The organism is Frigoribacterium sp. CFBP 8754 (genome assembly GCF_014841815.1).
In the GTDB taxonomy this organism is placed as follows: Bacteria; Actinomycetota; Actinomycetes; order Actinomycetales; family Microbacteriaceae; genus Frigoribacterium; species Frigoribacterium endophyticum.
Genome location: NZ_JACYUO010000004.1, coordinates 185,861 through 206,118, shown reverse-complemented (window position 1 = coordinate 206,118; position 20,258 = coordinate 185,861). Strand labels below are relative to the sequence as shown.

Sequence of the window (20,258 nt, the reverse complement as noted above, 5' to 3'; positions counted from 1 at the left end):
GCCTCAGGCGGCGGGGACCTGCAGGAAGGCGCGCATCGTGGCCTCGTCGACGGCGGCCTCGCGGTAGGCCTGCATCAGCGCGGCGTTGGCGTCGTACTGGGGGCCCTCGCGCGACTCCGCCTGGTGGTGCAGCGCGAAGACGGTGCCCTCGTGGCGCACGGGGGCCTCGCCGAGCAGGGTCTCGTGGGCGAGGTACCAGGCGGCGTCCTCGAAGCCCCAGCCGCGGAAGCGCTCGTCCTGCCCGCCGTGGCTGCGCCAGGTGGCGGGGGTCGTCACGTAGACGCCGGAGCAGGCACCGCGGACGAGCTCGTGGTCGCACTCCTCGAGCGGTGTGCCGGCGGCGAACTGGGCGCTGCCCGTCGCCCCGAGCCAGTGGTAGGCCGTGTAGGGCAGGTGCACGCGGCCGGAGGTGCGGGCCGCGGCGACCGCGGCGAGCAGGGGCTCGAGCTGGGGCAGGGTGTCGGCGTCGGCGATGACGGCGACCTCGTCGGCGGCCACGCGGGAGACGCCCACGTTGCGGCAGCGTGCGAGGTTGAAGAGCTCGTCGTCGGTGTCGACGGGGACGATCTCGGCGTCGGGCAGGGCACGCCGCCACCAGGCGACGACGGTCTCGAAGGCCGGCACACGACTGGGCTGCGGACGCCACGGGATCACGACGGTCACCATGGGCGCGAGCTTACCGGCGGTGCGCGGTGCCGTCGTGCCGACCGGGCACCGGGGCGCCGGGGGGGGCCGGGGGGCCGGGGCGCCGGAGGGCCGGGGCGCCGGGGCGCCGGGAGAACGCCGTCCAGGATCGCTGATCCACTCCGGAGTGGAGCAGCCCGCCACGCACGCGCGCCGTGCCCGGACCCACGCTCCACTCCAGAGTGGAGCGACCGCACGCGCCGCGGAGTGGACATCGATCCGCTGATCCACTCCGGAGTGGATCAGCGGATCTGGACCGCACAGCCTGGTCGTGGCGGCGTCAGCCGCCGGGACCCGACGCTCGGCCGGGTCCCGCCTGCTCAGCTGCCGGTCGACGAGTCGTCGGCCGGCGCCTCGGGCGCATCCGTCGGAGCGGTCGGCGGCGTGGGCGCCGAGCCGTCACCGGGCACCGGGGGCGTCGAGCCGTCGGTCGGCGGCGTGGGCGCCGAGCCGTCGGTCGGCGGCGCGGGCGGCGTGGGCCGGCCCTCGCCGAGCGGCCCGGCGGGCCCGTCGGCACCGTCGGCACCGGCCGGGCCGGCTCCGGGCCCGCCGGTCGCACCGGGGCCGCACTCCCCCGGTGCGGGCGGGGTCGGCGCGTCGGCGTCGGCCTCGTCCCCGGCCGGAGGCGCGGGCGGCGTGGGCGCCCCCGTCGCGTCGCCCTCGGCCTCGTCGCCCGTCGCCGACCCGCCCTGGTCGGGGNTCGAGGTGGCGCTCGTCGACCCGGAGCCGGACGAGCCGGGGCCCGCCGCGAACGCCGCCGTCGACCCGAGCGCCGCGACGCCGAGCACGCCGACGGCGAGCCCGATCACGAGGCGCGGTCGGCGCCGACGGAGCGAGCTGCCGGGGCCGGCGTCGGCGCGGCCGTCGCCGGGCACCGGCGGGAGGGGCTGGGTGGGGGTGTCGTCGTGGGTCATGTCGTCTCCTCGTCCGGCGGGCCCTCGGGGCGGGGCCTCTCGACCGGTTCTCCACCAGGTTCATCAGCGGTCCTGAAGCGGTGCTTAAGAACAGCGTTCGCCCAGGTGACGGGCTGCTCGCCCATGGACGGCCCGCCTACGGTCGAGGGATGCTGCCTCCCGCCCGCGTGCTCGTCGTCGACGACGACGACGCGATCCGCGCCTCCGTCGTGTCCGCCCTCGCCGCGGAGAGGTTCGCCGTCCGCGGCCTGGTGTCGGGCGAGCAGCTGGCGGACGAGCTCCGCACCTTCGTGCCCGACCTCGTGGTGCTCGACTGGATGCTGCCGGGGCCGAGCGGCATCGTGCTCGCCGAGCGCGTGCGGCGGGCGAGCGACGCCGGCGTCATCATGATGACGGCGCGCGACGGCGTCGACGACCGGCTGCGGGGCTTCGGCGAGGGCGTCGACGACTACGTCGTGAAGCCGTTCGTGGTCGCCGAGCTCGTCGCCCGCGTGACGGCCGTGCTGCGCCGCCGCGGCCGCATCGCCGCCGTCATCGAGATCGACGACCTCGTCGTCGACCCCGACGCCGGCCTCGCCCGGCGGGGCGGGCACGACCTCGACCTCACGGCGACCGAGTTCCGGCTGCTGGCCCACCTCGCCGCGAGCCGGGGCCGCACCCTGTCGAAGACCCAGATCCTCACGCAGGTCTGGGGCTACGACCACGTCGACCCCAACCTCGTCGAGGTCCACCTCAGCGCCCTGCGCAAGAAGATGGAGGCTCACGGCCCGCGGCTCGTCCACACCGTCCGCGGCCTCGGCTACCAGGTGAGCGCGTGACGCCGTCCCGGTCGCGCGGCCGCTCGGGGTCGGCGCCCGGGGCTCCGCTCCGCACCGGCTCGCTGCGGACCCGGACGGTCGTCGCCGTGACCGCCCTGCTCGCCGTCCTGCTGCTCGCCCTCGCGCTCACCGTCCAGGCCCTCGTCGGCGACCGCCTCCGTGCCCAGGTCGTCGAGCGCCTCGGCGACCGCGCCGCCGCGGCCGCCGCGCTCGTCGGCACGGTCGACGACGACGACCTGGCCGACCGGCTCTCGGCGCAGGGCGTCTCCGTCGTCGTCACCAGCCCGGACGGAGGCGCGGTGACGGCGGGGCCCAGCCCCGACGACCTGAGGGCGGGGCCGGGAGCCGACCCCCTCGGGGAGCTGCCGGGACCGGCGGGCGGGCCCCGCGACTCCGGCAGCGCCACCGGCGGGACGACCGGCTCCGGGGGCACGACGCCGCCCGACCCCACCAGCACGGAACCCACCAGCGGCGACGCGACGGTGTCGGTGACGTCGAGCTCGGTCGTCGACGACGGCGACCTCATCCGCTACGAGGCCGTGCTCAGCGACGGCACCGAGCTGGCGCTGACCGCGGGCACCAGCTCGATCGACGACACGCTCGCCACCCTGCGCGGGGTGCTGCTCGGGGCGTCGGCGGCGTTCCTGCTGCTCGCGGCGGGAGCGCTCGTGCTGGTCGTGCGACGGACGCTCCGGCCCCTCGAGCGCATGACGGCCGTCGCCCGCTCCATCTCCGGCGGCGACCGCGGTCGTCGCCTGCGGCCCACACGCCCGACCACCGAGCTGGGGCGCACGGCGGCCGCCTTCGACGAGATGCTCGACGACCTGGAGCGGGCCGAGGGGGCGGCGCTGGCCGCGGAGGCGCGGCTGCGGTCGTTCGTGTCGGACGCGGCCCACGAGCTGCGCACCCCGGTCGCCGGCATCCAGGCCGCCGCCGACACGCTCGTGCGGGCGCAGCTGGACGACGACGAGCGGGAGCGCCTCACGGTGCACGTGGTGCGGGAGTCGCTGCGGGCCGGTCGGCTGATCGGCGACATGCTGCTGATGGCCCGGCTCGACGAGGGTCTCGCGCTCGCCCCCCGCCCCCTCGACGTGGCCGAGGTGGCGCGCGGGGCGGCCGAGCGTCAGCGGGTGCGCGGCGGTGACGTGGCCGTCGAGGTCGTGACGAGCGGGCCGGTGCCGCCGGTCTCCGGCGACCTCGACCGGCTCGGGCAGGTCGTCGGCAACCTCCTCGACAACGCCGTGCGCCACGCGCGGTCGTCGGTGCGGGTCTCGGTGGCGAGCCGCGGGGTCGTCGACACGGCCGAGGTGGTCGTGCGGGTCGACGACGACGGCCGGGGCGTGGACGACGCCGACCGCGAGCGCGTCTTCGACCGGCTCGTGCGCCTCGACGAGGCCCGGGCGCGCGGCGACGGCGGGTCGGGGCTCGGGCTGCCCATCGCGCGCGCGATCGCCCGGGCGCACGGAGGCGACGTGGTGTGCCTGCCGCGGGCCGCGGGCGGCGGTGCCGACCCGGGGCTCGGCGGCGCGCGCTTCGAGCTGCGGCTGCCGGCCGCGGCCCGGTCGGCCACGGCCCGGTCTGCCACGCAGTCGGCGGCGGCCCAGAGCTCTTCAGCACAGACGGAGACGCCCCTCCATGCACACCCGACGTGGCATGGAGGAGCGGAGAGGAACAGACCCGAATGACCGTTCCTCTCGGGCGCCACCCGAAGGCGCCCTGTGGACGATGCCCACGGTCACCTAGTCTACCAGGGACTAGCCGAGGAGCCTGGCGACGGCGGGGGCTCCGCTCTCCGCGCTCCGCGCGTCCGGGTCGGCCCGGCCGGCCTCGGCGGCGATGAGCTCCGCCGTCCACCGACGCTCGTCGTCCAGGACGGCCACGAGGCGGGCCGCGGCGAGGTCGCGGTGGCTGGCGGGCGCGTGCGCGTCGTGGGCGGCGACGAGCTCGCGGGCGGTCGCCAGCTTGTGCTCGACGGCGGACAGGCGCTCGCGCAGCACGGCGACCCGCGCCTCCGGCCCGACCTGGTCGAAGAGGCCGAAACGGACGGCGAACTCCTCGTCGTTCGCGGCCTTCTCGGCCGGCAGCGTCGAGATGCGCTCGACGAGCTGGCGGCGGCCCACCTCGGTGAGGCTGTAGGTGCGACGGGCCGGGCGCCCCTCCTGCTGCTCGACCGCGACGGTGACCGCGCCGCTCTCCTCGAAGCGCCGGAGCGCCGGGTAGAGCGAGTTGTTGCTGACCGTCGAGAGGCTCGGCCGCACCACGCGGCGCTTGAGCTCGTAGCCGTGCAGGGGCCCCTCCTGGAGCGTCGCGAGGACGAGGATGTCGAGGACCATCCCTCCAGTCTGTCGACGGCCGGCCCCGCTCCCCGGGCTCTCCGGGCGTGGACGCCCCTGTCCACCCGCGCTTTCACCCGTGCGGCCCGCGCGCCGCCGCCTGCTCGTCCGCAGGGCGCACGGGGTGTCCCGGAGGCGCGGCGGGCCCCGCGCCCCCCTCGCCGGCCCCGAGGAAGCGCGGTGCCGGCCACCCGCCCCGGTGCGGCAGAGTGGGTGACCGTGACCGACGACATCCCCGACATCCGACTCGTGGCCAGCGACATGGACGGCACCCTGCTCGACGGCGACGGGAACGTGCCCGACGACTTCTGGCCGCTGCTCGACGACCTCGAGCGGGCCGGCGTCCTGTTCGCCCCCGCGAGCGGGCGCCAGTACCAGACGCTCGTCGAGGTCTTCGGCGAGCGTCCGGGCCTCGTCTTCATCGCCGAGAACGGCACGAACGTCGTGCGGGAGGGCGTGACGATCGCGATCGAGCCCCTCGACCGCGAGAGCGTCGAGCCGGTCGTGGCCTGGGCCCGCGGGGAGGCGGGCGTCGGCGACGCGGGCGACGCCCAGCCGGCCGCCGGGCTGGTCGTCTGCGGGGCCAGGTCGGCGTACATCGAGCGGGTCGACCCCGAGTTCGTCTCGCACGTGCAGCGCTACTACGCGGCCCTCGAGGTCGTCGACGACGTGCTCGAGGCCTCCCGGCACGACGACGTGCTGAAGCTCGCGGTCTACGACCACGGCCGCGCCGAGGAGCGCACGGGTCCGGCGGTCCGGGCCCTGGGGCTCGACGTCGACGTCGTCGTGTCCGGAGCGAACTGGGTCGACGTCATGCGCCGCGGCGTGAACAAGGGCCGCGCCCTCGAGCGGCTGCAGCGTGAGCTCGGCGTCACCCGGGAGCAGACGATGGCCTTCGGCGACTACCTCAACGACCTCGAGCTCGTCGAGGCGGCCGGCTGGTCGTACGCCGTCGAGAACGCGCACCCGCTCGTGCGCGAGCGCGCCCGCCACGGGGCCCCCGCGAACACCGAGGGCGGCGTGCTGACGACGATCCGGGCGGTGCTGCCCCACCTGGGGCGCTGAGCCCGGCCGGTGCGGGGCCGGTGTCGGAGGCCGCGGCTAGCGTGACGCCGTGCCGGAACCGATCGCGAGGTGGTGGGCGCGACGCCAGTGGTCGCGCGGCACCGACGTGCCCTACGAGGTCGGGCGGTTCCGCGAGGCGTGGGCGTCGTTCCCCGTGCTGATCCGGCAGTACCGGCCCGAGTTCAACGGCGGCGTCGTGCTGACGCAGATCCCGCCCGCCGCCGACGTGTGGCTCACCTGGCTCTGCGACGCCGGCCACCTCGTCGTGGCGACGCCCGACGAGCAGCGCTCGCGGCCGGGCCGCGAGCGACGGCGGTCGTCGTGGTGCCCCGACTGCACCGAGCTCGCCCGGCCCCGCACGCCGAGCCTGCCGATGGCGGCGACGGTGCGCCTGCCGGGCGACAGCCCTCTCGTCACGGGGCCCGTGGCCCAGCCGAGCGGAGCATCGACGCGGGGCCGTGAGCTCGAGGCGACCTGGGCGAACCGCCGGTCGACGGCGGGCGCCTCGGGCGGGCGACCGGTGCGGGCCCGCGTGCCCCGCGCCTCCCCCGGGCTCTGCCGCGCGACGCCCGACCTGCCGCCGGGCGAGCCGTTCGTCAGCAGCTGCGCACCGCCTCCGGCCTCCGCCGTCGAGGCGCAGCTGCGGGCCGACCTCACCGAGCGGCTGGAGTTCACGCCGGGGCAGAACGCCGTCCGGCTCGGCAAGCCGTTCTTCGACCACGTCGAGGCCTGGCCCGACATCGTGCTGCCCGAGCTGCGGGTGGCGATCGAGTACGACAGCACCGGGCGGCACGGGCTCGAGCACGTGGGGAAGCGCGAGGACGCCGACCGCCGGAAGGACCGCGCGCTTCGCGGCGTCGGCTGGGAGGTCGTGCGCGTGCGGACCGGGAAGCTGCCCGCGCTCGGGCCGTACGACCTGCAGGTCGGCGGCCTGGGGCGCACCACGGTGCCGCTGCTGCTCGACCGGCTGCGCGAGATCCGCGGCGATCTCCTCGTCGACGCCTGGCTGCGCCGCTGACGCTGCGCGCGGCGTCACGTCGCGTCGCGTCGCGGACATCGAGGTGACTCGTCCTGGGCCTTCGCCGCGGCGGAGGGGCCAGGTCGAGTCACCTCGACGCGGCTGCAGCTAGGCCGCGACGACCTCGTGGCTGGTCGTCTCCGCCGAGGAGGCGATGATGCCGACCGAGGCGAGGTACCGCTCGGCCGTGCGCAGGCCGAGCGCCATGATCGTCAGCGCCGGGTTCGCGACGACGGCGCTCGGGAACACCGAGTTGTCGCAGACCCACAGGTTGGGCACGTCGAAGCTGCGCCCCTCGGCGTCTACCACGGCCTCCGCCGGGTCGGTGCCCATGCGGCAGGTGCCGATGGTGTGCGCGGTGCGGGCCAGCACCCGGACGTCGCGCCCGCCGGCGGCCTCGACGATCGCCGTCATGGTGCGGACGGCATGGCGGTCGAGCGCCTTCTCGTTCTCGCCGGGGGTGAAGGTCACGACGACCTTGGGCACGCCGAAGGCGTCGAGCTCGTCGGTCAGCTCGAGGGTGTTCTGCTCGTACGGCAGGCACTCCGCGTTGATGCCCACGCCCGCCATGTAGCGGTACGAGTGCATCGCGTCGACGAGCTCGCTGCCCCAGAGGCCCGCCCCGCGGGCGAGGGTCGTCGCGAGGGTGAGGGGCATGACGCCGAGGCTCTGGATGAGGTAGCCGCCGACGAAGTCGGCGCCCTCGGGCCGGTAGAAGTCCTCCGAGATGATCGACGACGGGTAGCCGCGGTGGCCGCGCATCTCGTCGTCGAACGTGGCCCAGACCTGCGTGGCGCCGTGCGCCATGAAGTTCTTGCCGACCTGGCCGCTGCTGTTCGCGAGACCCGTGTGGAGCAGGAGGCGGGGCGTCTCGACGCCGCCGGCGCAGAGGAAGAGGGCCGCCGTGCGCTGGCGGTGCTCGACGCCGTCGCGGACGTAGACGACCGCCGAGACCTCGCCCGCGTCGTCCAGCTCGATGCCCGTGACGACCGAGTCGGCGCGGATCTCGGCGCCGTCGCGGACGGCCTTGGGCAGGTAGGTGGTGTCCATGCTGACCTTGGCGCCGTTGCGGCAGCCCTGGTGGCAGCCGCCGCAGTTCACGCAGGCCTGGCGGAGGCCGCCGCCCTCCTGGCTCCAGTCGCGGGTGACCAGCGCCGCGGGGGCGTCGGTCGCGCGGATGCCGAGGGCCTCGCAGCCGCGCAGCATCATGTCGCTCGACGCGTTGCGCGCGGGCGGCGGCAGCTCGTACGACCGCGAAGCGTCCCACGGGTACTCGGCGGGGCCGGAGACCCCGACGAAGCGCTCCACCCGCTCGACGTAGCCGATCAGCTCGTCGTGGTCGACGGGCCAGTCGACGCCCTGGCCCGTGAGCGAGCCCAGCGTGAGGTCGCGCGGGTCGGGGCGCGGCGTGAAGGCGCCCCAGTGCAGGGTCGAGCCGCCGACGCCCTTGCCCGAGTTGTTCTGCCCGAAGGCCGTGGGGGTCTCGCCGCCGCTGAGGCGCTCGTCCATCCAGTTGATGACCACCGCCTCCGCCTCGTCCGACGTGTAGTCGGCGGGGCCGAGGTTCGAGCCGGCCTCGAGGGCCACGACCCGCAGCCCGGCCGCCGCCAGCTCGGCGAGGATCGGCGCTCCGCCCGCGCCCGTGCCGATCACCACGGCGTCGACGACCTCGTCGTCGGCGTACCTGGTCATGTCGTCCAGCTTCATCGGACCACCTCCATCCGGGGCTCCCAGCCCTCTCGTTCACCGGCGGCGAGCCGGCGGAATCCTTGCATGCGGAGGCCGTCGCCGCCGTTGGCGAAGCCGTCGAAGCCGATCTCCTCCATCGTCGCCGGGTGGGCGAGCCACTGGCGGACGAGGTCGACCCGGACGTCTTCGAACCAGGCCGTGAGCTGCGCGACCGTGAACGGGTGCGCCTCCTCGTCGCGCGGCGGCCCGTCGTCGCCGTCGGCGCCGTGGTGCGAGCTGCCGCCGCCGCTGTCGCCGTGGGCCACCAGCTCGGGGTCGGGGTCGCCGGCCACGATGGCCGTGACGAGGTCGGACCGCTGCTCGGCGGTCATCGCGGTGACGCCGACCAGGGCGTCGAGGCCTGTGCGGTACGCCTCGGGGTCGCTCGGCAGGTCGGCGTTGCGCCAGCCGTCGCCCTCGCCGCGGGCGAGCTGCGCGTCGACGCGGGCCGCCAGGTCGATGGCCGCGCCGCGCTGCGGCACGACCAGGTCGGCCAGGGTGCGGAGCGTGGTCAGCTGCTGGTCGTCGAGGACGACCGGGCGGTAGTCGGTGTCGTCGGCCACGGCGCGGCGCGCGAGGATGCCGCGCGTCTTGGCGGTCGTGCGTGCGGAGGCGAGGGTGGCCACGAAGTCGGGCGAGGGCGCCGGGCCCACGCCGGCCTGCTCACGCCAGAAGGTCGCGACCGCGTCGGCCACCTCGTCGGGCCGCTCGAGGGGCAGCAGGTGGCCGGCGCCGTCGAGCACGAGGTGCCGGGCCCGCGCGTAGACGGGGCCGTTGACCCGCCGCTGGGCGTCCGGGCCGAGGTCGCCGTCGGCGCCGCCCGCGACGATCAGCGCCGGCAGGTCGAGCACGCCGACCTCGGCCGACCAGTCTTCGCGGCTGCCCTGCTCGAGCCAGGCCTGCCAGGCCTCGCCGGAGGCGCGGCGCACGTCGGCGACGGCGGCCGCGTCGGCCGCGGGGTCGAGGGGCGCACCGACGTTGGCGTCGACGAACTCGCGGGCGGCGGCCTCGTCGAGGGCGCCCGTGCCCGCGCCGCCGCCGACGGCCTCGCCGTCGCCGCCGGTCACCCAGCCGATCATGGCCTCCCGGCGCTCCTCCTCCATCGGCTCGGGCGACGGCGGGGAGGCCGCGAGCAGCACGACGCCGGCGAGGCCGAACACCCCGCCCTTGCCGGCCAGGGTGCGCGACGCGACGATCGAGGCGATCTTGCCGCCCATGCTGTGGCCCACCAGGAACCAGCGCGAGGCGCCGCTCTCGCGGATGCGCCGGGTCACGAGCCGCACCATGTCGTCGACGGTGACTCCGTCGCTGGTGTCGGCGTCGCCGAAGCCGGGGAGGTCGAGGGCGACGACGTCGACCACGCCGCGGAGCCGCTCGGCGACCCCGTCGAACTCGCGCGCGCTCGACCCGAGGGCGTGCAGGCAGAAGGCCACCGGGAGGGGGCGCGTCTCGGTCGACGTCATGGGTTCTCCTACTGGGTCGCGAGAGGGAAGTACAAGCCCCTTGACAGTACGGACGACCCCCGACAGAACTCGCAGCCGGGGTACGGGCTCGGCCCCGGCCGCTCCGAGAGCGGCCAGCCGGCGGAGAGGGGCCCTGACAGGGCGCCCTCCCGGGGGCCGTCCCGTCGTACCGTCGTGGGCATGGACATCGACGCGACGAGCACGGAGACCGAGATCCGCGACTTCCTCACCAGCCGGCGCGCGCGCGTCCGGCCCGAGCAGGTCGAGCTGCCGGGCGGCCCCGGCCGTCGCGTGCCCGGGCTCCGCCGCAGCGAGGTCGCCCTGCTGGCCGGGGTCAGCGTCGAGTACTACACGCGCCTCGAGCGAGGCCGGCTCGGCGGCGCCTCCGCCGCCGTCCTCGACGCCCTCGGCACGGCCCTCCTGCTCGACGACGCCGAGCGCGCGCACCTCGCCGACCTCGCGCGGGCCGCCCGGGAGTCGCCCCTCGCGGCGCGGCGCCGCCCCCGGCCGCCGAGCCGCGTCTCGCGGGCGATGCAGCTCACCCTCGACTCGGTGACGGCGGGCCCGGCCTTCCTGCGCAACGGCCGGATGGACGTCCTCGCCGAGAACGCCCTCTTCCGGGCCCTTTACAGCGACCTCTACGCGCTGCCCGAGCGCCCGGTCAACCTCGCTCGCTTCGTCTTCCTGCACCGCGACCTCGCCGAGCGCTTCTACCCCTCCTGGTCGGTCGCGGCCGACATCAACGTCGCCATCCTCCGCACCGAGGCGGGCCGCGACCCGCACGACCGCGCCCTGCACGACCTCGTGGGCGAGCTCTCGACCCGCAGCGACGAGTTCCGCGTCCGCTGGGGAGCCCACGAGGTGCGCCACCACGTCTCCGGCCAGAAGCGGTTCACGCACCCGGTCGTGGGCGACCTCGAGATGGTCTACGAGGCCATGGAGCCGATGGGCCAGCCGGGGCTGAACCTGCTCGTCTACGCGGCCGAGCCGGGCTCGCCCACGGAGGAGCGCCTCCGCCTGCTCGCCAGCTGGGCGGCCACCGTCGACGCCGACGAGGGCCCCGCGACCGTCACCCCTGACCCCGCCGACCCGACCAGAGCCCCCGAGGAGGCACGCCGTGCTGAGCGTCCCCGACCGCCCCGCTGAGCCCGGCTGCGGCGACGCCCGCACCGCCGCCTCCCCCCTGCCCGTCCGCCACGGGCTCGGTGCCCGTCTCGCGACCTGGTGGGCAGCCACGGCCGAGATCACCGAGCTGACCCGTGACCGGGAGCAGGAGGCGCGGGTGCGCGACGAGATGGCGGTGCGACTCGCTCCCGGCCCTGGGGCCGTCGCCGACCTCTTCCGTCGCCGCTGACGACGCGCGCCGCGGAGGAGCGGGCAGACCCGGGCCGGACACGGCAGGATGGTCGTCGTCCGCCCGCCCGGCGGCCCCGCCCCGACCGTCGAGGAGAAGCCCGTGCCCCGTCTGACCTCGGAGGAGCTCGACGGCTGGGTCCGTGAGTTCCACGCCCTCGAGCAGGCCCACCCCTCGTCGCCGCAGGCCGTCGACGCCTCGTGGGACGAGTCGATGGTCGACACCGCCCTCATCGTCGTGCGGCTCGAGACCTCGGGCACCGAGGTCTTCCTCCGTCGCGAGATCGGCGGCTCGCCCGAGTGGACGGTCACCTTCGAGGCCCGCGAGCGCGACGCCCGGGCGACCGCCGACCAGGTGCTCGCCCTCGCCCACGAGGTCGGCTCGGTCGCGAGGCTCTGCGCCTTCCTCACCGAGAAGACGACCGCGCACATGGAGCGCCTCGCGCGCTGACCGGCGCGGCAGGCCGACGCCGCCCGTTTTCCCACTTGGGCCCCACTCGTGACATGCTCAGGGGAGAACGAGGCCGCAGGACGCCGTCTCGCCGGCGAGCCGCGGTCACGACCGGGCCTCCGCACGACACCCGCCCTGCACCTCACGGCCGTGCCGGTCTCCTCACGGGAGCCGCCCACGGCCCGCACCACACGGCGTCGTCGCCCTGCCTCCACGGCCTGCGACCACGCCCTCCACGACATCAGGGAGACCGGCAGAACGTGCCGGCTCCCGACCGCGAGGCCCGCTCGACCGCGTGCTCCGCTCAGCGACACCCCTCCGACGGAAGAAGACCGATGTCCACGATCAAGCACGAGCTCGACCTCAAGAAGCCCCAGCCCCTGAAGCGCGGTGCGCTCCGCGTCACCCCGATGGGCGGCCTCGGCGACGTCGGCCGCAACATGACCCTCTTCGAGCACAAGGGCAAGCTCGTCGTCGTCGACTGCGGCGTGCTCTTCCCCGAAGAGACCCAGCCCGGCATCGACGTGATCCTGCCCGACTTCACGGCGCTGCGCGACCGTCTGAAGGACGTCGAGGCGATCGTGCTGACGCACGGCCACGAGGACCACATCGGAGGCGTGCCCTACCTCCTCAAGGAGCGCCCCGACATCCCCCTGGTCGGCTCGAAGCTGACGCTCGCCTTCATCACGGCGAAGCTGCAGGAGCACAAGATCACGCCGATCACCCACGAGGTCGCCGCGGGCGACCACCACCAGGCCGGCCCGTTCGACCTCGAGTTCGTGGCCGTGAACCACTCCATCCCCGACGGCCTCGCCGTCGCGCTCCGCACGAGCGCCGGGCTCGTCCTCCACACGGGCGACTTCAAGATGGACCAGTTCCCGATGGACAAGCGCATCACCGACCTCAACCACTTCGCCCGCCTGGGCGACGAGGGCGTCGACCTGTTCATGACCGACTCGACCAACGCCGAGGTGCCCGGCTTCACGACCGCCGAGAAGGACCTCGGCGCCGCGATCGACCGCGTCTTCCGCGAGGCGCCCAAGCGCATCGTCGTCTCGAGCTTCGCGAGCCACGTGCACCGCATCCAGCAGGTGCTCGACACCGCCCACAAGCACGGCCGCAAGGTCGCCTTCGTCGGCCGCTCGATGGTGCGCAACATGGGCATCGCGTCCGACCTCGGCTACCTGAACATCCCGCAGGGGCTCGTCGTCGACCTCAAGCAGCTCAGCAAGATGCCCGACAAGAAGATCGTGCTCATCTGCACCGGCTCGCAGGGCGAGCCGATGGCGGCGCTGTCGCGCATGGCCAACCGCGAGCACATCATCAAGGTCGGCGAGGGCGACACCATCCTGCTCGCCAGCTCGCTGATCCCTGGCAACGAGAACGCCATCTACGGCGTCATCAACGGCCTGATCCGCTGGGGCGCGACGGTCGTCCACAAGGGCAACGCGAAGGTGCACGTCTCCGGCCACGCCAGCGCCGGCGAACTCACCTACTGCTACAACATCGTCAAGCCGAAGAACGTGCTGCCCGTGCACGGCGAGTGGCGCCACCTCACGGCCAACGCCGACCTCGCCATCGCGACCGGCGTGCCGGAGGACCGCGTGCTCGTCGTCGAGGACGGCGTCGTGGTCGACCTCGACCGTGGCCGCGCCAGCATCGCCGGCCGCATCCCGGCGCCCTACGTCTTCGTCGACGGCGCCACGATCGGCGTCGCGACCGAGGACGCCCTGAAGGACCGCCTCTCGCTCGCCGAGGAGGGCCACATCACCGTGCTCGGCATCTTCGACGAGGGCGCCCAGAAGCTCGTGGACCCGGTCGAGTTCATCCCCCGCGGCTTCGTCGAGGCCGCCGGCTGGGAGAAGCAGGCCGAGGACGTCGCCGAGAAGGCGCTGCAGCAGGCCACGGCCCGCGGCAAGATCGACGGCGAAGCCGCCGAGCAGGCCATCGAGGACGGCCTCAGCCGCTGGTTCCTCCGCCGCCACCGCCGCACCCCGGTCATCACGACCGTGGTCGTCGACGCCGACTGAGCCGGCCGCACCCCGCACCACCCGCCCGCACGGGCGCCCGAGAGCCCCGGAGGTCACGACCTCCGGGGCTCTCGGCGTGCGCGCCCTACATCGCGCACCGCGCCTCCGGCAACCCCCCGCGACGGTCAGGCTCGTCGGCGTACCGTCCACACCAGCCCACCGGTGCGTCGACGAGGACGCCCCCGAGGGCGGAGGAGGCGCGCATGACCACCACGGACCAGACCACGTCGACCACGGCGCCGGGCCCCACCCGCGCCCGGGAGCTGCCCTCGCGCGACTGCCAGGCGTGCGGCGGCCCCCGCACGATGAGCGGCCGCGTCGTGCCGCACGGCATCCACGTCGTGCGCTGGCGCTGCCACCGGTGCGGGACGTCGCTGACCACGCAGGGCCGCGACTGCTGACGCCTCCCCGGCACCTCGCCGAGCGACGGTGCTACCCGACGGGCGGCCGTGCCCGACGTGTCCTCGGGGGCTCCGGGCGGTCGCTGGCCCAGTCGACCTGGGCGCCCGCCGACCCCGGCAGCGTCGTGCTCGGGTCGAGCTCGGGCTCGGGCTCCGGGCGCAGGCCCCGACCGGAGGCGGCGCCGGCGTAGAGGGCGTCGAGCCACGTCGGGTTGATGTCGATCGCTCGACTGCCGGCGAACTTGAACCGCAGCCCGATGGTGGGCGCGAGCCAGACGGTCGACCGGCCGTCGCCGGTCTCGATCGGCTCCTTCCAGGAGAAGACGAACGACTCGCCCGCGCGGAATTTGTTGACGATGACGATCTGGAGGTGGGCGAGGAGGCGGTCCTCGACCTTGAACTCGAGCTGCTCACCGTCGTAGACGATGTAACCCATGGGGTGCTCCGTTGATGAGGCGCACGGACCGTGCTGGGCAGCGGGGTCCGGGCTGCGGTGGGGTGTGTCCGTGCGGGGCACCCCGCACTGCGCCAGCCCGTTCAGCGGTGCCGCCCTCGGCGGCGTGGCCACGTCGGTGACGCGCCCGCTCGGCTCTCCTCAGGTGCCCAGGCTAGCGGTCGTGACGGGCCGTGGCGGCAGGGACCCGACCCGAACGGGGCCCTGCCGCCGCTCCCCCGGGCCCGACCGGCGAGAGCACGCCTCGGCCACCTGAACCCCGGCCGAGACTCCCTCACGATGCCGGAGCGTGACCGGCCCAGGTAGTTCTGGACATAAGGCGCTCCGCGGGGTAGGGCTGCGTCACGGACGTCGTCGTAGGCTCGTGCTCGTCGTTCCGCCCGCGCGGCCGCCGCCCCCGCCCCCCGACCCCCGGAGGAGACATGCACGCCGACTCGCTGCAGGAGCGCGCCGCCGCCCGCGCAGAAGAGCTGCCGGGCGCCGGGCTCGAGCACCCCTTCGGCCCCGACTGGGAGGTCTGGAAGGTGCGCGGCAAGGTCTTCCTGCTCATGGCCGAGGTCGCCGGCCAGCCCGTCGTGACGGTCAAGGCCGCGCCCGACGACGCCACCGCGCTCTGTGCGCAGCACGATGACGTGTCGCCCGGCTGGCACATGAACAAGCGGCACTGGATCACCGTCCGGCCCGGCGACGACGTGCAGGCCGACCTGCTCGACGACCTCGTCACCGAGTCGTACCTCCTCGTCGTCGAGGGGCTCCCCCGCGCCCGGCGCCCCGTCGACCCCGCCACCTTCGCGGGCGGCGTCGGCTGAGGCGGCGAGCCCCGGGGCAGGACGACGGGAGGCGCGGTGCCGTCGGGCACCGCGCCTCCTGTGGTCGGCCGGTCGCCCGGCCCGTCCGCTACAGCTGGGCGCCGGAGTGGTCGAGCACGGAGCGGCGGCGACGACGCGCGACCAGCACCGCACCGGTGCCCGCGAGCATCAGCGCGAGGAGCAGCGCGGGGACCATGTCGGAGCCGGTGAAGGCCAGTGGGCCGGAGCCCGAGGCCGTCGTGCCGGCGCCGCCGGCGCCCGTGCCCGAGCCGCCGGGGACGGCGGCGGGGGTCGGCGAGGCCGTGGGGGCCGGGGTGGGCGCACCCGCCGCGACCAGCACGTCAGCACGGAGCTCGACGCCCGACTGCACGCCGATCAGCGTCACCGAGCCAGCGCCGAGGGCGGTCGGGGCCGTGACGGTGAAGGTCGCGACGCCGTCGACGACGTCGACGTAGCCGAGGTCGACGGGGTCGCCCGACGCCGGGGTATAGACGCCGGAGACCTGACGGTCGCCCTCGACGCCCGAGGCGGTGACGGTGAAGTCGGTGCCGGGGGCGACCTCGGCCGGGGCCGAGACGGTGCCGTCGGCGCTCAGGCCGTCGAGGTCACGGTCGAGCTCGAGCGCGGTCACGATGGTGAAGAAGTTGTCGGTCTGGTCGATCAGGCCGACGACGTTCGCGGCGCCGGGGCCGTAGCCCGCGACGCGGAGCTGCGTGCCCGTGTGCTGCTGCGAGCCGCCGGCCGCGGCGGTGCCGTAGGCGATCTTCATCGTGCTGCCCTCGGTGGTGAGGAGCGCGGTGCTGAGGGTCGCGGGGGGCGTGCTGTCGACGATCTGGCTGGTGTGCGCGTGGTCGGCGGTGACGATGACCATCGTGTTCCCGTCGGCCTTCGCGAACTCGAGCGCGGCCTGCACGGCCTCGTCGAGGTCGAGGACCTCGCCGATCTGGCCGCAGGCGTCGGCGCTGTGGTCGCGCTTGTCGATGGAGGCGCCCTCGACCTGGAGGAAGAAGCCCTGGTCGCCGTCGAGCAGGTCGATCGACTTCTCGGTCAGCGAGCGGAGCGAGAGGTCCGTCGACAGACGGGCGGGGTTCGGCGTGCACGCCTGGGGCGCGAGGTCGGCGCCGCCGACCGTCGCCGTGCTGGGCGCGAAGCGGGTCGGGAAGTTGCCGTCGGTGAAGGTGCCGAGCACCGGCGAGGCCTGGTCGGCCGCCGTCAGGGCGCCGAGGCCGGCGGCGTCGCCGACGACCTGGTAGCCGCGGTCGGCGGCCTGGTCGAAGAGCGACTCGCCCTGGTACTGGCCCGCACGGGCGGTCTGGCGGAACGACGCCGAGCCGCCGCCGAGGGTGAGGTCGGCGCGCGTGCCGATGATCTGCTCGCTGATCGAGCCGAGCCCGCCCTGGTCGAGGGCGTCGGCGCCGCACTGGGTCACCGAGTCGGGGCCGTAGCAGCTGCGGGCGGCGACGTGGGCGGCCTGCACGGCCGGCGTCGCGTCCTGGATCTCGGCGGTCGACACGTTGCCGGTCTTCTTGCCGTTGGCCTTGGCGATCTCGACCAGGGTGTCCTGCGGGGTGCCCGCGATGTCGACCGAGACGGCGTTGTCGTACGTCTTGGTGCCGGTGGCCCAGGCCGAGCCGGTGGCGGCGGAGTCGGGCACGTAGTCGGGCTTGCCCGCCTTCGTCAACGAGTAGGTCGTGTACTGGCCGGTGAGGGGCAGCGCGTCGATGCCGGGCAGCTCGCCGCCGGCGCCGTACTGGTAGTTGCGGGCCGAGGTGATCTCGGAGTCGCCCATGCCGTCGCCGATGAGCAGGATGACGTTCTTCGCGGGGCCGGCCTGCACGGAGTCGAGCAGGGCCTGCGTGCTGTCGTCGGAGCTGCGGGCGGCGCCGCCGTTCTCGGCGACGTCGGCGGGGGTCGCCGCGAAGGCGGCTCCGGGGAGGAGGGCCACGGAGGTGGCGAGCGCCATCGCTCCCGTGGCGAGGGCCGCGCGGGTGCGGCGGGTGGTGGATGACATCGTGTGGTCCAGCTCCAGGTGATCGGTGGTGCGGAGGGAGGTCGTCACCCCCCTGATCGGGGGACCGTCACAGTGCAGTCGGGCAGGGTGAACGGCCGGTGTCGCCGCGGAGTCGCCCGAGTGACGCCAGCCCGACGAGTTGCACGCTGTGCACCGACACGGACGCCCCCGCGTCCCCGCGCCCCGCCCGTCACTCGCCCCGGAGCACGACCTCCAGCTGGGCCCTCAGCGCCGCCACGATGTCGGGCACCTCGAGCGACTCGTCGACCGCGGAGGCCATCGCGACCATCAGCACGGCCGAGACGACGCGGGCGAGCACGGCGGCCTCCTCGGGGCTCCGACCGGCACGGTCGGCGACGATGTCGGCCAGCGCCTCCTCCGTCCTGGCCACGATCGCGAGCGCCGCCGCGTGGTGCGGCTCGGCGGCGTCGCCGAAGACCATCTCGCGCAGGTACGTGCGGCCGTTCTCGACGTGGCTGCGGTTGCACTCGACGATCGGCGTGACGAGGGCGACCACCGCGTCGACGAGCGCCGCCTCGCCGGCCGCCGCGGCGAGGCCCCGCTCGAGCGCGCGCTCGTAGGCCGCGTTCTGCGCCAGCAGCAGCAGCTCGCCCTTCGAGCGCGCGTAGAGGAAGAGCGTGCCCGCGCCGACGTCGGCGGCCTCGGCGACCTGCTGCGTGGTGACCTCGTCGACGCCGTGCCGCGAGAACAGGTCGGACGCGGCCCGGGTGATGCGCTCGAGCTTCTCCTGCTTGTTGCGCTCTCGACGGCCGAGCGGGGCGGATGTCGACGACATGGGAACTCCTGGAATGAGAACTGACTCTGCTCAGTTGTGACGAGGGTCAGTCGCTGGCGATCGGGTACGCGCACCGCATCATCCCACTCACGAGCGACGACGACCCGCCCGGGGCGACGCGACCGCACCGCCCCGCCCCCCTGGAAGGAACCCCATGACCACCATCCGCGACTCCGTCGTCCTCGTCACCGGCGCCAACGGCGGCATCGGCACCCGCTTCGTCGAGGCCGCCCTCGCCCGGGGCGCCGCGAAGGTCTACGCCACGGCCCGCACCCCGCGCAGCTGGAGCGACGAGCGCGTCGTGCCGCTCACCCTCGACGTCACCGACGCCGCGTCGATCGCCGCCGTCGTCGAGGCGGCCCCCGACGTCACGGTGCTCGTCAACAACGCCGGGGCGAACGCCCCCGAGCCGGGCATCCTCGCGAACACCGACGCCGAGATCCGCGAGAACGTCGAGACGAACTTCTTCGGCCCCCTCTTCCTGGCCCGCGCCTACGCGCCCCTGCTCCGCGCCCACGGCGGCGGCACGGCGATCATCGACATCCACTCCGCCCTCTCCTGGTTCGCGGTCGCCGGCATCTACTCGGCGACGAAGGCCGCGCTCTGGTCGGCGACGAACTCGCTCCGCCTCGAGCTGCAGCCCGCGGGCGTGCAGGTCGTGGGCGTGCACGTCGGCTACGTCGACACGGCGATGGCCGCCGGCGTCGACGACGCGAAGACCGACCCCGCCGTGCTCGTGGCCGACGTGCTCGACGCCCTCGAGGCCGGTGAGCACGAGGTGCTCGCCGACGAGACCTCGCGCCAGGTGAAGGCCGCGCTGTCGGCGCCGCTGGAGGTGCTCTACCCGCAGCTCGCCCGTGGCTGAGCGACGGCGCCTCCGGGCCGGCCCGCGCGACGTCCGGCGCCGGCCCGGGAGGCGCGGGCCGACGACCCGAGGGAGGCGCGGCCGTGTCTCCGAGCACGCTGGGAACGGGGTACGATCGCTCGTCGACGACGGACGCCCGGGGGCGGGGCCGGACGCGCCTCCCGCCTCCTACTGGGGGCAGCACGTGGAGGGCTCCGTGACGCACCATCGTCTGACGCACCCCGCCGTGACACCCAGGAGAACCGCATGACCACGCCTGTCGCCCCGCAGACGCCCGAGCTCGCCGCCCCCGACGCCGCGACCGCCCCGGCCCACGCCCCGCGCCGCCCGTCGTACCGCGACGACGACGTCGCCCCCGCCGTCTGGGACACCGCCCGCGAGGAGCGCCTGCGCCTCGCGCCCCCGGCCGCCGCCCCGATCGGCTGACGCCCGGCGGCCCGCCCCGCCGCCCCCACGACGACGAGACGCCCCGCTGCGGGCGACCGTGGTCGTCCGCCGCGAGGCGTCTCGGGGAGAGCGGGGGTGAGCCCGGCCTGGTCAGGCCTGGACGTCACCGCGCCAGGCGCCGTCGGCCTGGCCCTGCGACTCGATGTACTCCTTGAAGTTCTGGAGGTCCTTCTTGATCGCGCGGTTGTCCTGGCCGAGCGACGAGCCGACCTTCTCCAGGAAGCCCTCGGGCGTCCAGTCGATCTGCACCGTGATGCGGGTCTCGGAGTCGCTGAGCTTGTGGAAGGTCACGACGCCGGCGTGGTCGACCTCGCCGCCCGTGCTGTTCCAGGCGACGCGCTCGTCGGGGTGCTGCTCGGTGATCTCCGCCTCGAACGTCTTCTCGACGGGGCCGACCTTGACCTTCCACACCGTGAGGGTGGGGGTCGTCTGCGTGATGGACTCGACCTCGTCGAGGAACTTGGGGAACTCCTCGAACTGGGTCCACTGGTCGTACGCGACGGAGACGGGGACGCTGACGTCGACGGTCTCGATGGCCTGTGCCATGGTGTGCTCCTTGATCGATGGGGTGGTCGTCGGCTCGGCGCTGCTGCGCCTCCCCGACTTCTCCCTCGACGC

20 protein-coding genes are annotated in these 20,258 nt (G+C 74.9%); 12 read left to right on the top strand and 8 right to left on the bottom strand.

Annotated features, from left to right (window positions below; all coding sequences use genetic code 11):
• Positions 1–3 precede the first annotated feature (3 nt).
• A complete protein-coding gene (locus IFT72_RS12805) occupies positions 4–666 on the bottom strand; it encodes a hypothetical protein (RefSeq protein WP_192046674.1) in 663 nt (220 codons plus the stop codon).
• Between the two features lie 1,081 nt (positions 667–1,747).
• On the opposite strand from IFT72_RS12805, the gene IFT72_RS12795 reads away from it, so the two are divergent.
• Both IFT72_RS12795 and IFT72_RS12790 read left to right on the top strand, forming a co-directional pair.
• Positions 1,748–2,416: a response regulator transcription factor gene (locus IFT72_RS12795; RefSeq protein ID WP_056052315.1), complete on the top strand. Its 669-nt coding sequence runs from the start codon at positions 1,748–1,750 to the stop codon at positions 2,414–2,416.
• Positions 2,413–4,101 (top strand): ATP-binding protein, encoded by a 1,689-nt coding sequence (locus tag IFT72_RS12790; RefSeq protein WP_192046672.1) that lies wholly within the window; start codon positions 2,413–2,415, stop codon positions 4,099–4,101. The genes IFT72_RS12795 and IFT72_RS12790 overlap by 4 nt, the downstream gene beginning before the upstream one ends.
• A 69-nt stretch (positions 4,102–4,170) precedes the next feature.
• Here IFT72_RS12790 and IFT72_RS12785 read toward each other — a convergent pair whose 3' ends face one another.
• Positions 4,171–4,749: a PadR family transcriptional regulator gene (locus IFT72_RS12785; RefSeq protein ID WP_185231390.1), complete on the bottom strand. Its 579-nt coding sequence runs from the start codon at positions 4,747–4,749 to the stop codon at positions 4,171–4,173.
• 219 nt (positions 4,750–4,968) lie between these two features.
• Between IFT72_RS12785 and IFT72_RS12780 the strand changes: the two genes are divergently transcribed.
• Positions 4,969–5,814 carry a Cof-type HAD-IIB family hydrolase gene (locus IFT72_RS12780; RefSeq protein ID WP_371741292.1) on the top strand — a complete coding sequence of 282 codons (846 nt, stop codon included), beginning with the start codon at positions 4,969–4,971 and terminating at the stop codon, positions 5,812–5,814.
• Positions 5,815–5,863: 49 nt separating this feature from the next.
• Positions 5,864–6,832, top strand: coding sequence for a hypothetical protein (locus tag IFT72_RS12775; RefSeq protein WP_192046671.1), 969 nt, complete (start codon positions 5,864–5,866; stop codon positions 6,830–6,832).
• A 108-nt stretch (positions 6,833–6,940) separates the two neighbouring features.
• On the opposite strand, the gene IFT72_RS12770 is transcribed toward IFT72_RS12775, so the two are convergent.
• Both IFT72_RS12770 and IFT72_RS12765 read right to left on the bottom strand, forming a co-directional pair.
• Positions 6,941–8,524, bottom strand: coding sequence for a GMC family oxidoreductase (locus tag IFT72_RS12770; protein WP_244634510.1), 1,584 nt, complete (start codon positions 8,522–8,524; stop codon positions 6,941–6,943).
• Positions 8,525–8,535: 11 nt separating this feature from the next.
• Positions 8,536–10,023 carry an alpha/beta fold hydrolase gene (locus tag IFT72_RS12765; protein WP_192046669.1) on the bottom strand — a complete coding sequence of 496 codons (1,488 nt, stop codon included), beginning with the start codon at positions 10,021–10,023 and terminating at the stop codon, positions 8,536–8,538.
• A gap of 180 nt (positions 10,024–10,203) precedes the next feature.
• On the opposite strand from IFT72_RS12765, the gene IFT72_RS12760 reads away from it, so the two are divergent.
• The 5 genes from IFT72_RS12760 (at position 10,204) to IFT72_RS12740 (ending at position 14,258) form a co-directional block, all read left to right on the top strand.
• Positions 10,204–11,169, top strand: a complete 966-nt coding sequence (locus IFT72_RS12760) for a helix-turn-helix transcriptional regulator (RefSeq protein ID WP_192046668.1) — start codon at positions 10,204–10,206, stop codon at positions 11,167–11,169.
• A complete protein-coding gene (locus tag IFT72_RS12755; RefSeq protein ID WP_192046667.1) occupies positions 11,141–11,377 on the top strand; it encodes a hypothetical protein in 237 nt (78 codons plus the stop codon). The genes IFT72_RS12760 and IFT72_RS12755 overlap by 29 nt, the downstream gene beginning before the upstream one ends.
• A 102-nt stretch (positions 11,378–11,479) precedes the next feature.
• Entirely contained in the window at positions 11,480–11,827 is a 348-nt protein-coding gene (locus IFT72_RS12750) for a hypothetical protein (RefSeq protein ID WP_192046666.1), read from the top strand.
• A 335-nt stretch (positions 11,828–12,162) separates the two neighbouring features.
• Entirely contained in the window at positions 12,163–13,857 is a 1,695-nt protein-coding gene (locus IFT72_RS12745; protein ID WP_056052293.1) for a ribonuclease J, read from the top strand.
• A gap of 203 nt (positions 13,858–14,060) precedes the next feature.
• Complete coding sequence (locus IFT72_RS12740) at positions 14,061–14,258, top strand: hypothetical protein (protein WP_192046665.1); 198 nt, start codon at positions 14,061–14,063, stop codon at positions 14,256–14,258.
• A gap of 31 nt (positions 14,259–14,289) precedes the next feature.
• On the opposite strand, the gene IFT72_RS12735 is transcribed toward IFT72_RS12740, so the two are convergent.
• Positions 14,290–14,694: an ATP-dependent DNA ligase gene (locus tag IFT72_RS12735; RefSeq protein WP_185231378.1), complete on the bottom strand. Its 405-nt coding sequence runs from the start codon at positions 14,692–14,694 to the stop codon at positions 14,290–14,292.
• A gap of 440 nt (positions 14,695–15,134) precedes the next feature.
• On the opposite strand from IFT72_RS12735, the gene IFT72_RS12730 reads away from it, so the two are divergent.
• Positions 15,135–15,521 (top strand): MmcQ/YjbR family DNA-binding protein, encoded by a 387-nt coding sequence (locus tag IFT72_RS12730; RefSeq protein WP_056052287.1) that lies wholly within the window; start codon positions 15,135–15,137, stop codon positions 15,519–15,521.
• Between the two features lie 88 nt (positions 15,522–15,609).
• Here IFT72_RS12730 and phoA read toward each other — a convergent pair whose 3' ends face one another.
• Together phoA and IFT72_RS12720 are read right to left on the bottom strand one after the other, a co-directional pair.
• The gene (gene phoA, locus IFT72_RS12725) at positions 15,610–17,532 is read right to left on the bottom strand and encodes an alkaline phosphatase (RefSeq protein WP_192046664.1); all 1,923 of its coding nucleotides are present in this window, start codon (positions 17,530–17,532) and stop codon (positions 15,610–15,612) included.
• A 190-nt stretch (positions 17,533–17,722) separates the two neighbouring features.
• On the bottom strand, positions 17,723–18,328 hold the full coding sequence (locus tag IFT72_RS12720) for a TetR/AcrR family transcriptional regulator (RefSeq protein ID WP_192046663.1): 606 nt from the start codon (positions 18,326–18,328) through the stop codon (positions 17,723–17,725).
• A 154-nt stretch (positions 18,329–18,482) separates the two neighbouring features.
• Between IFT72_RS12720 and IFT72_RS12715 the strand changes: the two genes are divergently transcribed.
• Together IFT72_RS12715 and IFT72_RS12710 are read left to right on the top strand one after the other, a co-directional pair.
• Positions 18,483–19,193, top strand: coding sequence for an SDR family oxidoreductase (locus tag IFT72_RS12715; RefSeq protein ID WP_192046662.1), 711 nt, complete (start codon positions 18,483–18,485; stop codon positions 19,191–19,193).
• A 246-nt stretch (positions 19,194–19,439) separates the two neighbouring features.
• Entirely contained in the window at positions 19,440–19,619 is a 180-nt protein-coding gene (locus tag IFT72_RS12710) for a hypothetical protein (protein WP_056052278.1), read from the top strand.
• A 111-nt stretch (positions 19,620–19,730) separates the two neighbouring features.
• On the opposite strand, the gene IFT72_RS12705 is transcribed toward IFT72_RS12710, so the two are convergent.
• Positions 19,731–20,186, bottom strand: a complete 456-nt coding sequence (locus IFT72_RS12705; RefSeq protein WP_185231368.1) for an SRPBCC family protein — start codon at positions 20,184–20,186, stop codon at positions 19,731–19,733.
• Positions 20,187–20,258: the final 72 nt, after the last annotated feature.